At 68.3% G+C, this 13,440-nt stretch carries 14 protein-coding genes; all 14 read right to left on the reverse strand.

Translation table 11 applies throughout. From position 1 onward, the window contains the following. Position 1: 1 nt before the first annotated feature. Positions 2-661, reverse strand: a complete 660-nt coding sequence (gene rplC, locus WDU99_RS09595; RefSeq protein WP_337332230.1) for a 50S ribosomal protein L3 — start codon at positions 659-661, stop codon at positions 2-4. A gap of 8 nt (positions 662-669) precedes the next feature. Further along, positions 670-978: a 30S ribosomal protein S10 gene (gene rpsJ, locus WDU99_RS09600; protein ID WP_017201594.1), complete on the reverse strand. Its 309-nt coding sequence runs from the start codon at positions 976-978 to the stop codon at positions 670-672. Between the two features lie 438 nt (positions 979-1,416). Further along, a complete protein-coding gene (locus WDU99_RS09605) occupies positions 1,417-1,629 on the reverse strand; it encodes a hypothetical protein (RefSeq protein ID WP_337332231.1) in 213 nt (70 codons plus the stop codon). Between the two features lie 106 nt (positions 1,630-1,735). Beyond that, positions 1,736-2,929: an elongation factor Tu gene (tuf, locus tag WDU99_RS09610; protein WP_337332232.1), complete on the reverse strand. Its 1,194-nt coding sequence runs from the start codon at positions 2,927-2,929 to the stop codon at positions 1,736-1,738. Between the two features lie 180 nt (positions 2,930-3,109). Beyond that, positions 3,110-5,224 carry an elongation factor G gene (fusA, locus tag WDU99_RS09615; RefSeq protein ID WP_337332233.1) on the reverse strand — a complete coding sequence of 705 codons (2,115 nt, stop codon included), beginning with the start codon at positions 5,222-5,224 and terminating at the stop codon, positions 3,110-3,112. Positions 5,225-5,301: 77 nt separating this feature from the next. Then, a complete protein-coding gene (rpsG, locus tag WDU99_RS09620; protein ID WP_179410053.1) occupies positions 5,302-5,772 on the reverse strand; it encodes a 30S ribosomal protein S7 in 471 nt (156 codons plus the stop codon). A 5-nt stretch (positions 5,773-5,777) separates the two neighbouring features. Next, positions 5,778-6,146 carry a 30S ribosomal protein S12 gene (gene rpsL, locus WDU99_RS09625; RefSeq protein ID WP_241927871.1) on the reverse strand — a complete coding sequence of 123 codons (369 nt, stop codon included), beginning with the start codon at positions 6,144-6,146 and terminating at the stop codon, positions 5,778-5,780. A gap of 212 nt (positions 6,147-6,358) precedes the next feature. Then, positions 6,359-7,006, reverse strand: coding sequence for a spermidine/putrescine ABC transporter substrate-binding protein (locus WDU99_RS09630; protein ID WP_337332234.1), 648 nt, complete (start codon positions 7,004-7,006; stop codon positions 6,359-6,361). Between the two features lie 70 nt (positions 7,007-7,076). After that, positions 7,077-7,568: a hypothetical protein gene (locus WDU99_RS09635; protein ID WP_337332235.1), complete on the reverse strand. Its 492-nt coding sequence runs from the start codon at positions 7,566-7,568 to the stop codon at positions 7,077-7,079. A gap of 19 nt (positions 7,569-7,587) precedes the next feature. Then, entirely contained in the window at positions 7,588-8,691 is a 1,104-nt protein-coding gene (locus WDU99_RS09640; RefSeq protein ID WP_337332236.1) for an ABC transporter, read from the reverse strand. 103 nt (positions 8,692-8,794) lie between these two features. Beyond that, positions 8,795-8,956, reverse strand: coding sequence for a hypothetical protein (locus WDU99_RS09645; RefSeq protein WP_337332237.1), 162 nt, complete (start codon positions 8,954-8,956; stop codon positions 8,795-8,797). 168 nt (positions 8,957-9,124) lie between these two features. Then, positions 9,125-9,910: a hypothetical protein gene (locus tag WDU99_RS09650; RefSeq protein ID WP_337332238.1), complete on the reverse strand. Its 786-nt coding sequence runs from the start codon at positions 9,908-9,910 to the stop codon at positions 9,125-9,127. 4 nt (positions 9,911-9,914) lie between these two features. Further along, positions 9,915-11,807 (reverse strand): glycoside hydrolase family 13 protein, encoded by a 1,893-nt coding sequence (locus WDU99_RS09655; RefSeq protein WP_337332239.1) that lies wholly within the window; start codon positions 11,805-11,807, stop codon positions 9,915-9,917. 127 nt (positions 11,808-11,934) lie between these two features. Beyond that, positions 11,935-13,437, reverse strand: coding sequence for an alpha-amylase (locus WDU99_RS09660; protein ID WP_337332240.1), 1,503 nt, complete (start codon positions 13,435-13,437; stop codon positions 11,935-11,937). Positions 13,438-13,440: the final 3 nt, after the last annotated feature.

The following is a 13,440-nucleotide window of genomic DNA, read 5'->3' on the forward strand; positions in this document are numbered from 1 at the left end:
CTCAGGCACCCTTCACTGCGTTGCGGACGTACACGATACGACCACGCGCGCCGGGGACGGCGCCCTTGACGAGCATGAGTCCCTTCTCGGCGTCGATGGCGTGCACCGTGAGGTTGAGGACGGTCACGCGCTCGCCGCCCATGCGGCCGGCCATGCGCATGCCCTTGAAGACGCGGCTCGGGGTCGACGACGCGCCGATCGAGCCGGGCTTGCGGTGGTTGCGGTGCGCACCGTGCGATGCCGAGACGCCCGCGAAGTTGTGGCGCTTCATGACACCGGCGGTGCCCTTGCCCTTGCTGGTGCCGACGACGTCGACCAGCTGGCCTGCCTCGAACACGCCGTCGAGCGTGAGTTCCTGGCCGAGCGAGTAGTCAGCGGCGTCCGCGGTGCGGATCTCGGTGACGTGGCGGCGCGGCGTGACGCCGGCTGCCTCGAAGTGCGCGGTGAGCGGCTTGTTGACCTTGCGCGGGTCGATCTGGCCGTACGCGATCTGCACGGCGTTGTAGCCGTCCTTCTCGGGCGTGCGGACCTGGGTGACCACGTTGGGAGCCAGCTCGATGACGGTGACGGGAACGAGCTTGCCGTTCGCGTCCCAGACCTGGGTCATGCCGAGCTTGGTGCCGAGCATGCCCTTGGAAACCTTGGAGTTGATGTCAACCATGGCGGACCTCAGAGCTTGATCTCGATGTTGACGTCGGCCGGGAGGTCGAGGCGCATCAGCGAGTCGACTGCCTTCGGCGTCGGGTCGACGATGTCGATCAGACGCTTGTGGGTGCGCATCTCGAAGTGCTCGCGGCTGTCCTTGTACTTGTGGGGCGACCGGATGACGCACACGACGTTCTTCTCGGTCGGAAGCGGCACGGGGCCGACGACGGTCGCGCCCGCACGGGTCACGGTGTCGACGATCTTGCGTGCCGACGTGTCGATGACCTCGTGGTCATACGACTTCAGGCGAATGCGGATCTTCTGTCCCGCCATTGTCTGCTCTCTCTCTTCAGGCGTCGTACCGACCGGGGCCGGGTGACCCTGGGGCATTGGACGCACGATGGCGCTGTTCACGCCGTACATCACTGTTCTGATGTCAGCCCGACTCATGCCGCGCACGCGCGGCGATATCCCCAAACTGGAGGCGTCGGATTGTGTCGTTCTGCTGCCCGCGGCCTAGAACCCTGCGAACGCCCCGGAGGGCCCGCCGTCTATGCACTGCCATGACAGTGATTCCGCGCATCACGAAGAGCGCAGAAATGTGGAACCTGTCTATTCTGCCATGCCCGATTCCACTACTGCAAACCCGGGCGTGTCGCGCATCGTTCCGCGGGTCTCGACCGCCCTCCGCGGACAGGTCGACCCTCCTCCGCGGACAGCAGAAAGGCGGTGCACCCGAAGGTGCACCGCCCTCTGACCGCTCAGCGAGATCTACTCGTTTCCCACCGACTTGTCCACGTTGTCGCGGATCTCGTCGATCTTGTCCGATGCGCCCGGAGCGACCTTCTTCGCGAAGTCCGCGACACCGTCGAGAACCTTGTCGCTGATGTCCTCAGCCTGCTCGCTCTTGACCGCCTCGGCGATCTTGTCCTTGTTGTCCTCGTAGAGGTCCTTGCCCTTGTTGACCATGTCGTCGATGCCCATAGACGTCATCCCCTTTACTCGGGAGCAGGCGTTCTGTCCCCCGGCTCCCTTTTTACACGAAAAGGGGCCGGACCCGAAGGTCCGACCCCGATCGCGAAGCAGCTGCTTACGCGATGACCTTGGTCACCGTGCCGGCACCGACGGTGCGGCCACCCTCACGGATCGCGAAGCCGAGGCCCTCCTCCATGGCGATCGGCTGGATCAGCTCGACCTTCATGTCGGTGGTGTCGCCGGGCATGACCATCTCGGTGCCCTCGGGCAGCGAGATGACGCCGGTGACGTCGGTGGTGCGGAAGTAGAACTGCGGACGGTAGTTCGTGTAGAACGGGTTGTGACGGCCACCCTCGTCCTTCGAGAGGATGTAGGCGGTGCCCTCGAAGTTGGTGTGCGGGGTGATCGAGCCCGGCTTCACGACGACCTGACCGCGCTCGACGTCCTCGCGCTTGGTGCCGCGGAGCAGCAGACCACAGTTCTCGCCGGCCCATGCCTCGTCGAGCTGCTTGTGGAACATCTCGATACCGGTGACGGTCGTCTTCTGCGTCGGACGCAGACCCACGATCTCGACCTCGGAGTTGATTGCCAGGGTGCCACGCTCGGCGCGGCCCGTGACGACCGTGCCACGACCGGTGATCGTGAAGACGTCCTCGATGGGCATCAGGAACGGCTTGTCACGGTCACGCTCGGGGTCCGGCACGTTGTCGTCGACGGCCTGCATGAGGTCGAGGATCGACTGGACCCACTTCTCGTCGCCCTCGAGCGCCTTCAGCGCCGAGACCTGGATGACGGGAGCGTCGTCGCCGGGGAAGCCCTGAGCCGAGAGCAGCTCGCGGACCTCGAGCTCGACGAGCTCGAGGATCTCCTCGTCGTCGACCATGTCGCTCTTGTTCAGCGCGACCAGCAGGTACGGCACGCCGACCTGCTTGGCGAGCAGCACGTGCTCACGGGTCTGAGCCATCGGGCCGTCGGTGGCGGCGACCACGAGGATCGCGCCGTCCATCTGTGCGGCACCGGTGATCATGTTCTTGACGTAGTCGGCGTGGCCGGGGGCGTCGACGTGCGCGTAGTGGCGCTTCGGGGTCTCGTACTCGATGTGCGAGATGTTGATGGTGATACCGCGCTGACGCTCCTCGGGAGCCGAGTCGATCGTCGCGAAGTCACGCTGGACGTTCGTGTCGGACGGGTACTTGTCAGCAAGCACCTTCGAGATCGCGGCAGACAGCGTGGTCTTGCCGTGGTCGACGTGACCGATCGTTCCGATGTTGACGTGCGGCTTGGTCCGCTCGAACTTGGCCTTGGCCACTGGGTCCTCCTCAGGACGTTCGTGTAGAGATGGCCGGGCACTGGATTGTGACCGGCTCCCTACGGATTTCGGTTTCTCAGTTTAGTAGAGAGGGAATGTGAAGTTGTGGGGTACTCCTCCCGGGCCCCGCGTGCTTCGACACGCTCAGCGGGCGCAGAGCCCCGGGAGGAGCTGAAGGGCTTACTCGCCCTTGGTCTTCTGGATGATCTCGTCGGCGACGACGCGCGGAACCTCAGCGTAGCTGTCGAATTCCATCGCGTACACCGCACGGCCCGAGGTCTTCGACCGCAGGTCGCCGATGTAGCCGAACATCTCCGACAGCGGCACCGACGCGCGCACGACCTTGACGCCCTGAGCGTCCTCCATCGACTGGATCTGGCCACGACGCGAGTTCAGGTCGCCGATGACGTCGCCCATGTACTCCTCGGGGGTACGCACCTCGACCGCCATCAGCGGCTCGAGCAGCACCGGGTTGGCGCGGCGTGCGGCCTCCTTGAAGCCCATCGATCCGGCGATCTTGAACGCCATCTCCGAGGAGTCGACGTCGTGCGCAGCACCATCGACCAGCGTGGCCTTGACACCGACCATCGGGTATCCGGCCAGCACGCCGACGTTCATCGCGTCCTGGAAGCCGGCGTCCACCGAGGGGATGTACTCGCGCGGGATGCGACCACCGGTGACCGAGTTCACGAACTCGTAGGTCTTCTCGCCGTCGAGCTCGAGCGGCTCGATGTTGAACTGGATCTTCGCGAACTGACCCGATCCACCGGTCTGCTTCTTGTGCGTGTAGTCGTGCTTCTCGACGGCCTTCTTGATCGTCTCGCGGTAGGCCACCTGCGGCTTTCCGACGTTCGCCTCGACGCGGAATTCGCGCTTCATGCGGTCGACGAGGATGTCGAGGTGCAGCTCGCCCATGCCCTTGATGGTCGTCTGACCGGTCTCGGGGTTGAGCTCGGTGCGGAAGGTCGGGTCCTCTTCAGCGAGCTTCTGGATCGCGAGACCCAGCTTCTCCTGGTCGGCCTTCGTCTTCGGCTCGATCGCGACCTCGATGACGGGCTCGGGGAAGGTCATCGACTCGAGCACGACCGGGGCGGCCGGGTCGGCGAGGGTGTCACCGGTGGTGGTGTCCTTCAGGCCGATGACGGCGTAGATGTTGCCCGCTGTGAGCGAGTCGACCGGGTTCTCCTTGTTGGCGTGCATCTGGAAGATCTTCCCGATGCGCTCCTTCTTGCCCTTGGTCGAGTTGATGACGGCCGAGCCCGAGTCGAGGTGACCCGAGTACACGCGCACGTAGGTCAGGCGGCCGAAGAACGGGTGCACGGCGACCTTGAAGGCGAGCGCCGAGAACGGGTCGTTGGCGTCGGGGTGACGCTCGATGACCTTCTCCTCGTCCTTCGGGTCGTGCGCCTCGATGGCGCCCACGTCGAGCGGGTTCGGCAGGTAGTCGACGACGGCGTCCAGCATGGGCTGCACACCGCGGTTCTTGAACGCCGAGCCGCACAGCACGGGGTAGATCTCGTTCGCGACCACGAGCTTGCGGATCGCGCCCTTGATCTCGGCGACCGACAGCTCCTCGCCGCCGAAGAACTTCTCCAGCAGCGCGTCGTCGGTCTCGGCGACCGTCTCCAGCAGCTGCTGGCGGTACTCCTCGGCCTTGTCCTTGAGGTCGGCGGGGATCTCCTGCACCTCGTACGAGGCACCCATCGTCACGTCACCCTTGGAGTCGCCCTCCCAGACGAGTGCACGCATCTCGATGAGGTCGACCACGCCGATGAAGTCGCTCTCGGCGCCGATCGGCAGCTGAAGCACGAGCGGCTTCGCACCGAGACGGTTCACGATGGTGTCGACGGTGTAGTAGAAGTCGGCACCGAGCTTGTCCATCTTGTTGACGAAGCAGATGCGCGGGACGTTGTACTTGTCAGCCTGACGCCACACGGTCTCGGACTGGGGCTCGACGCCCTCCTTGCCGTCGAAGACGGCGACGGCGCCATCGAGCACGCGCAGCGAGCGCTCCACCTCGACGGTGAAGTCCACGTGGCCGGGGGTGTCGATGATGTTGATCTGGTTCTTGTTCCAGAAGCAGGTCACGGCGGCCGACGTGATCGTGATGCCGCGCTCCTTCTCCTGCTCCATCCAGTCCGTCGTCGAAGCGCCGTCGTGGGTCTCGCCGAGCTTGTGGTTGACACCCGTGTAGAACAGGATGCGCTCGGTGGTGGTGGTCTTTCCGGCATCGATGTGCGCCATGATGCCGATGTTGCGGACCTTGCTCAGGTCGGTGAGCACTTCTTGTGCCACGGGGGTTCCTCCGGGATGGTTCAGGAACGAACAGAGAGTGGGAGCGGATGCCGCAGGCGCGGCATCCGCTCAGCCCGTTACCAGCGGTAGTGGGCGAAGGCGCGGTTCGACTCGGCCATCTTGTGGGTGTCCTCGCGGCGCTTGACCGCGGCACCCAGGCCGTTCGAGGCGTCAAGGATCTCGTTCTGCAGACGCTCGGTCATCGTCTTCTCACGACGGCCCTTCGCGTAGCTGACCAGCCAGCGCAGCGCGAGGGTGTTCGCGCGGTGCGGCTTGACCTCGACGGGAACCTGGTAGGTCGATCCGCCGACGCGGCGGCTGCGGACCTCGAGGGTGGGGCGCACGTTGTCGAGCGCCTTCTTCAGGGTGGCGACGGCGTCCTGGCCGCTCTTGGCCTCGACGCCGCGGAGGGCGCCGTAGACGATCGACTCGGCGAGCGACTTCTTGCCGTCGACGAGGATCTTGTTCACGAGCGAGGTGACGATCGGTGCACCGTATACGGGGTCGTTGACGACCGGGCGCTTGGGAGCGGGGCCCTTACGAGGCATCTAACTCAACCCTTCTTCGCGCCGTAGCGGGAGCGACCCTGCTTACGGTTCTTGACAGCCTGGGTGTCGAGTGCACCGCGGACGATCTTGTAGCGGACACCGGGGAGGTCCTTGACACGACCACCGCGCACGAGCACCAGCGAGTGCTCCTGCAGGTTGTGGCCCTCACCGGGGATGTAAGCGGTGACCTCGGTGCCGTTGCGCAGCTTCACACGGGCGACCTTGCGCATCGCCGAGTTCGGCTTCTTGGGGGTGGTGGTGTACACACGGGTGCACACGCCGGCCTGCTGCGGGTTCGACTTCAGAGCGGGCGCCTTGGTCTTGGTGACCTTCGGCGAACGTCCCTTGCGAACCAACTGCTGAATAGTTGGCACGTTCTCTCCTCATAGTGCTGCACGGTGACAGCGTGATGGGTTTCACATCATGACCCACCGGCACGGCGGAATCGCCGCGCTTTTGGTGTGATGGGTATGCCGTGGGGGCTGACCGACGGTGTCGGAGCCCAGCATGAACGCACAGGCGTGCGCACATGAGATCAAGTGTAATCGCCCGTGCGCGTGGTGGTCAAATGATGCCGGATGCTGTGCTACGGGATATCCGGATCGAACGGCGAGTCGAGCGCCTCGCTCAGTTCGGCCAGCATGGCCTCGATCTGCGGCTCGACGTACCGCGATATCGCCGCCTGCACCTGCAGCCGGTGGCTCAGCAGCATCCCGCAGATCTCCCGCCCGACCATGTTCGCGTACTCGTCGGCCAGCGCCACCTCCTGGCGCAACGCGGCCTTGGCATCCTCGCTCAGCGGCGGCAGCGGCGGCAGCTCGGCCGCCGCGTCGTCGGCCATGCCGGCGACGGTGAACAGGAACGGCGCGCCGGGGACGGGATCCGGATCGAGGGGCATCCCCTCGTACTCCGGCTCAAGGCCCTCGGCGGGACGGTATCCGCGCGATCTGTTCCGATCGGCCTGCTGGTCGAGCTCGGCCTGCAGCATCGGCAGGTTGCGGGCGGTGTACTCGGCGACGGCCTGGTCGATGATCGACTTGATCCGCGTCGACAGCCCGTGCTGCACGCCGTGCGGGACGTTGGCGCCGATGCCTGCGGCCGACAGAATCGGCGATCCGAGACAGCGGCGGCACGGAGCCACGCGTCCGCGGTGCGTGGCGGGCGCCCACCGCGGCACCCACCGCAGCCAGGCCTCGACGGCCTGGCTCACCTGGGCATCCAGAGATCGCTCCACGAACACCAGCGTACGGCCGAGCACCGGAAGTGTGCGCAGTCAGGGCCGGATCCGCGCACCCCGGGCATCCTCATCCCTGCGCGTCGCGCTCCCACGGCCACCGCGGGGTGCCCCCACGCGCGCGCCGCAGCCCCACCGCGATCCATCCGGCGATCAGCGCGACCAGCAGCAGCACCAGGCTCGATCCGCGCACGACCAGCTGCGCGCCGGCGGCCGTGGCGTGCGCCAGGCCCGCGCCGCCGACCACCGCGCTCAACCACACGACGACGACGTGGGCGATGGCGGTCGCGACCGCGACGACAGCGACGCGGGCGAAGGGCGGATGCACGCGGCGAAGCAGCGAGGTCAGCAGCGCGGCGAAGACGGCGATCGCCCCCGCCATACCGACGATGCCGGGCCACAGCGTGAGTCCCTCGACCGAGATGATGTCGGTGTCGGTGAAATACGACAGCATGCCCAGACCGAGGATGCTGAAGGCGGCGAAGCAGACCGTGCCCACGACGGCGGCCACAGCGACGGAGACCCCCTCCGGCGGGGTGCCGTGGGGGTCTCCGGTGGTCATGCTGTCACCGTATCCGATGTCATCGCAGTGCGGCAGGGCCTGCCTCGAGCGTGCGCTCGTACTCGGCCTGCGCCTCGGCGTTGAGCTCCTTCTTGCGCGCTCCGCTGCGCGCCACCCAGGCGCCGAACCAGATCGTCAGCTCACGGGCGAAGATGAACGCCGCGATGGCCAGCGGCGCGAGCAGCTGCTGGTCGATGAGGTCGACGGCCTCGGTGGCCGTGAGGCGCCAGAACGGGGCCTGGAACAGCTGTCCGAGGATGTGGCCGCCGTAGGTCGCCGCTCCGACGAGCAGGCCGAAGATCACCCAATGCGCCCAGCGCCCGCGGTTGATGATCGCGCCCAGCAGCCAGAAGGCGATGAAGAACACCACGACCGGCACCCAGTACGCCCAGGTCGTCAGGGGCGCGATCAGCGAGTCGACCACGTTGTCGGCGGTGACGTCGCCCTCGATCGCGCCGACGCCGAGGATCGCCGCGAGGTAGAGGATGGCGAACGCGATCGCGGCGACGATGCCGATGGCGCCTGCGGCCGCCCGGTTACCGAGCTCGCGCGGCGGCTCGGGAGCCTGCACGAAGATCGGCTGCGGGGAGGCCGGCGGCGGGGCGATCGGCTCTGCGGGAACGACCTGGGTCTCGGCGGCGGCTGCGATACCCGCTGCCGGTGCGGCGTACGCGGAGTCGGCGTAGGCGGTGTCCGTGGACGCGTAGGCCGTGTCGGCCGCCGACGCCCCCGTCACGACGGCAGTGTCGTCCCCCTCGACGGCGACGGGGCCGGTGGAGTCGACGAATTCGTCTGCGGGGCCGACGGCCGCTGATGCGGCGAGCGGTTCGGCGTCGGGCTCGGTCGCAGGTCGGGCGTCACCGACCGGCTCATCGTCGACGGGCGACGAGGAGAACGTGCCGGGGTGGTCGCGCTCGGCGGCGGCGAACGCCGCCATGTCGGCGTCGACGGCATCCGCGGCGTCTGCTGTGCCGTCGGGGTCGGATGCCCCGGATTCGGGCACGCCGGGGCCGGGCACGTCGTCACGGGCCGCTGCTGCGGCGTCGAGTCCCTCGTTGGCGCTGCCGACGACGTCATCGACGTCGTCGGACGGCTTGTTCTGGGGAACCTCGGGGTCGCTCATGGTGCCGCCTCTCGTGGATTGGTCCAGTGCGAGGGTAACGCTCCCGCGAAGTGCAGTGCCGCAGGCGTGCCGACGTGTCGTCGGACGGCATTCGCGGACGCCCTCAGCCCGGGGGCACCGTGCCGTCGAGCAGGTGCCCCACCACGACCAGCAGACCGGGTCCCGCCGGCAGCGACAGCCACAGCAGTGCGGCCACGACAGCGGCGCACAGGATGCCGACGATCCAGCTGATCGCGCGATTGCGCCCTCCGACACGAGCCGACATGCCCATACCGTACGCCACGCTGTGCTCCGCATGCGGCATCACCGCGTCGTGTTGCGCGCCGGCATGTGCGTCCGGTCGCACCTGCTGCACTTTCCTGCATCTGCGGCATTGATCGATGCCGCAGATGCAGGAATGTGGCGCAGACTCGAGCGCGGGGCGCGGGAAGGCTCAGTCCCAGCCGAGGCGCCGCGCCACTGCCTGTGCGGCGCGGGTCGGGAACTCGTCCCACCCGGGCTGCAGCCTCAGCAGCAGCGCGTAGACCTCCCGTGCGGCCTCCTCCTCCGGACGCGCGACGGCGGCTGCGATGCGCTCGCCCCAGACGGGATGCTCGCGCTCGAAGCGGCGCACCGGATCGTTCACGTCTCGGAGTGCGGTGGACTCCCCCGGGGCGCGCCCGCGGATCGCGCGCACGAGGTGGTTCACCGCCCACTGGCGGATGAATGCCCCGCCGTTCAGGCGCTCGCCCCGCCGCACCCGGCCGACCCCGATCAGCAGCTTCACGAGCACCAGGCGCGCGTCGTTCTGCGGATCGAACCCGTCTGCTGCCCGCGCACGCGCCTGCGCGCTCCGGACGAGCGTCGCCGCCGTGCCCGCAGCGTCGTCGACGACCACCGTCGCCTCGGCTGCGACCGCACCGGCCAGCTCCGCAGCATCCGACATCGCGAATTCGAAGACGTGACCGTCGTCGTACACGGCGACGAAACCGATCTCTCCCTCACGGGCGGTCAGCACGATGCGGTCCTGGTCGGGCAGCCAGGAGAGGTCGGGGCGCAGCCGGGCGCCCCTCCCCTCGGCCGTCATCGCGAAGAAGTCATGATCCGACCACTCGTCGCGGCGCAGCCGCGCGTCATCCGACGCGGAGCCGAGCAGCACCAACCCGACCAGGTCCTCGTGCGAGCGCACTCCGTCGGCCAGGCCGCGGCTGAGCGCCTCGTAGCGCTCCGGCTGAGCCATGCGCTCAGCCCTCGCTCGGCAGCAGCACGCCCGGCAGGCTCCAGGCCGCGAACGCCGGACCCTCGGCCGCCAGCATGACGGCACCGTCGGATGCCACGGCGAGCGTCGCATCCCCGACCAGCTCCTGCGCCGCAGCCGCACCCGACAGCGCGCCGGGGAGGAGTTCGACATCCGCTCCCCCGCGCGTCGCGAGCACCAGCACGCTCTCGTCGGCACCCTCGCGCACGAACACCAGCGTCTCGTCGTCGACGTGCAGCCAGCGCATGCCGCCGGCGCCGAGCACGGGATGCGCGCGACGCAATCCCACGAGATCGCGGTACAGCGCCAGGCGCTCGGCGACGGGGACATCCGACTCCGAGCCCCACGGCATCGGCGTGCGGCTGGCCTCGCCGTCCGCACCCACGAGGCCGAATTCGTCGCCCGCGAACACCACGGGCAGGCCGGGCAGCGTCATCGAGAGCCCGACCGCGACCGGCACCGTGCCCGGTGCCGCGTTCGTCGCGAACCGCCCGGTGTCGTGGGTGTCCAGCGGCTGCATGTTGCCCAGTCGCACCCGCCACGGGATGCCCGCGGTGAACCGCACCACCGCGTCGGCGACATCGCGCGCCGTGTACTTCGGGATGCCGCCGATCGGCTGCCCGAAGAACCACGGCTCGGTGCGCTCCTCGCCCTCGGCGGTCAGGTACGGCGCGCCATCGGGCTCGCTCAGCCAACCCCAGACCGGTCGGGTGAACGAGGGGTACGTCATGGCGCCGTGCCAGCCATCGCCCTGCAGATCGCTGATCGCGTCGTTCGTGGACTCGCCGAGCAGGATGGCATCGGGGTTGATGCGCAGCATCGTCTCGCGGAAGAGCTGCCGCACCTCGGCGTTCAGGTCGACATCACCGAGGCGTCCGGTCATGTTGGCCACGTCGATGCGCCAGCCGTCGATGGAGTACGGCGGCTTCAGCCACTTCGCGACGACCGAGTCGTCGCCGCTGACGAACCGCTCGCGCAGCTGCTCGGATGACCAGTCGAACTTCGGCAGCGTGGGCGTTCCCAGCCATGACTCGTAGTGCGTGTTGCCGTCGTCGGTGAAGTAGTAGAAGTCCTCGGTTTCGGCACCGGGGTTGCCGAGCGCCGCCTGGAACCACTCGTGGCGGTCGCCGGAGTGGTTGCTGGTGAGATCACCGATGACGCGGATGCCCCGCGCGTGCGCCTCTTCGATGAGCCGGATGTAGGCCTCATCGCCGCCGAGCAGGGGATCGACGGCATCGAAGCTCGACGCGTCGTAGCGGTGGTTGGACGCCGCCGGGAAGACCGGGGTCAGGTAGAGCAGGTTCACCCCGAGCTCGACCAGGTGATCGAGGTGCTCGATGATGCCGGGGATGTCTCCGCCGTAGAACTGCTGCGAGCGTCCGGGCATCACCGGGTCGACCGGGTCGTCCCACGCGGTGGGGATCGCCCAGTCGGGCGTCGGGTGGCTGTCGGCCTGCGCCGAGCGCGCGAACCGGTCGGGGAACACCTGATACATCACCGACTCGTGCAGCCAGGCGGGAGGTGCGGGGTTCGCGACCAGTGCGAAGTCCTCGGCGTCGAGAGTCTCGCCGCCGTGCAGGCCGCTCTGGTTCAGCCACAGTACGGTGCCGTCCTCGTGCACGAGCACGAACCGGTAGCCGTGGCGGGGGTTGCGGACGGTGATGGGAGCCTGCCACCAGTCCCATCCGTCGGCGGAGCCGACCAGCGCCGCCTCGGTCCACTCCGGCTCGTGGTCGGGGTTGGAGCGGGTGCGCACAGCGCGCAGCGGACCGTAGCCGGCGGGTACGCGCAGGCGCACGGTGACGACCTCGCCGATCGTGGGCGCGTCGTTCGAGACGTACAGCGGTGAGCCGTCGTGGTGCGGAAGAAGAACGGACATGTCATGGCCTTTCAGACAGCGGCGGTTACCCGCCGGATTCGACGTGGTTGCACAGCGCGCGGCCATGACAGAGCCCTCTGATTGTGGTTCTGGTCTTCAGTTGTGGATTCTGGCAAGAATGGCGCGCTCAGCGCCTCGATTCGAGGTGGATCGCGGCGGCGGTGCGGCCGTCGAGCTCGAACACGGCTTCTCCCCCGTCGACGGTGAAGGCCGCGCCCTGGCATCCGCCATCGGTGAGAGCCGCGCGACCTCCCGAGACGACGTCGCAGTACTCCCCGTCCGGCAGCCCGGTCGGGATCGTCACCGTCTCGGCGGCGTGCCCGGCGTTGACCGCGACGATGCCGCGGGCATCGCGCTCGAAGGCGTACGCGTCGCCCTGCTCGACCCCCGGCAGACGCGGGGCCTCGCCGACGGCCTCGCGGAACGCGAGCATGCCGCCGATCGCCGGCCAGCTCTGGATGCACGTGCGCTCGCCGTCCTCGGCGGGCACGGTCGCGTTCTCGACGACGGGCGCGCAGGATGCCGGGAGCGCGCGGCCCTCAGCATCCGCCGGCGCTCCGGCATCTCGATCCGAGAACGTGTAGCCGGAGTACACGACGGGGGTGCCATAATCGTCGCCCAGCAGCAGGACGTTGGCGAGCAGGTACAGCTCCGGCATCTTGGCCGTCACCTTCGCCTCGCCGCGCTCGGTGTCGTGGTTGTCGACGAACACGATCGCAGCGTCGGATGCCACGTGCAGGGGTCGCGGATCGGCGAGCTCCGGGTCGGTCCACACGCCCGAGCGCAGCGGCTGGACGAGATCGCGAGCGTAACTGAACTCGAACACCTCGCCGAAGGCGGTGTACTCCTCGGGCTCGATCGGCTCGCCGGCCCCGCGGATCACCTCGCTGAGGATGCGCGTGCCCTCGGGGAGCACGGCGACGATCGCCGCGACGTCATCGGCCGGCATGTGCTTGGCCGCGTCGATGCGGAACCCGGCGACGCCGAGCGAGAGCAGGTCTTCGAGGTAGGCGACGATCTGCCCCTGCACCTGCGGGGACGCGGTGTCGAGGTCGGCGAGGTTCACCAGCTCGCAGGTCTGCACCTGCTCGCGCGATGAATAGTCCTGGATGTCGTCGTCGCCGGTGAGTCCGCAGTGGTGGAAGTCCTCGGGCCCGTAGAGCCCCGGGTAGGAGTAGTGCTCGTAGGCGCTTCCCGCCGTGCCCGTGCCGGGCTGATCCTGCCCAGTCATGTGGTTGATCACCGCGTCGGCGATGACGTCGACGCCGGCGGCGCGGCAGCGCTGCACCATGTCGGCGAACTCCGCCCTCGTGCCCAGCCGCGACTCGATCTGATGACTCACCGGCTGGTACGAGGTCCACCATTGAGCGCCCTGGATGTGCTCGTTCGGCGGCGAGGTGAGCACCCAGGAGAACCCTGCCGGGCCGAGGGTCTGCTCGCACTCGGCGGCGACGGACGTCCACGGCAGCTGGAAGAGCTGGATGCCCGCACCGGGGGCCTCGCCGAGCGCGGCCGGCTGCTCCGCAGCATCCGACGTGGCATCCGACCCGCCCTCCCGCGGACCCGCAGGGGCGCACCCGGCCAGCAGCAGCGCGGCCGTCGCGACGGCCGCGGCGAGGCTCGCGGCCACTCG

This window comes from Microbacterium bandirmense (assembly GCF_037204185.1).
Classification (GTDB): domain Bacteria; phylum Actinomycetota; class Actinomycetes; order Actinomycetales; family Microbacteriaceae; genus Microbacterium; species Microbacterium bandirmense.

Excerpts from the sequence above, each read along its gene's own strand:
- rplC (WP_337332230.1), bottom strand. The coding sequence starts at position 661 with ATGGTTGACATCAACTCCAAGGTTTCCAAGGGCATGCTCGGCACCAAG.
- rpsJ (WP_017201594.1), bottom strand. The coding sequence starts at position 978 with ATGGCGGGACAGAAGATCCGCATTCGCCTGAAGTCGTATGACCACGAG.
- WDU99_RS09605 (WP_337332231.1), bottom strand. The coding sequence starts at position 1,629 with ATGGGCATCGACGACATGGTCAACAAGGGCAAGGACCTCTACGAGGAC.
- rpsG (WP_179410053.1), bottom strand. The coding sequence starts at position 5,772 with ATGCCTCGTAAGGGCCCCGCTCCCAAGCGCCCGGTCGTCAACGACCCC.
- WDU99_RS09635 (WP_337332235.1), bottom strand. The coding sequence starts at position 7,568 with ATGACCACCGGAGACCCCCACGGCACCCCGCCGGAGGGGGTCTCCGTC.
- WDU99_RS09640 (WP_337332236.1), bottom strand. The coding sequence starts at position 8,691 with ATGAGCGACCCCGAGGTTCCCCAGAACAAGCCGTCCGACGACGTCGAT.
- WDU99_RS09645 (WP_337332237.1), bottom strand. The coding sequence starts at position 8,956 with ATGTCGGCTCGTGTCGGAGGGCGCAATCGCGCGATCAGCTGGATCGTC.
- WDU99_RS09650 (WP_337332238.1), bottom strand. The coding sequence starts at position 9,910 with ATGGCTCAGCCGGAGCGCTACGAGGCGCTCAGCCGCGGCCTGGCCGAC.
- WDU99_RS09655 (WP_337332239.1), bottom strand. The coding sequence starts at position 11,807 with ATGTCCGTTCTTCTTCCGCACCACGACGGCTCACCGCTGTACGTCTCG.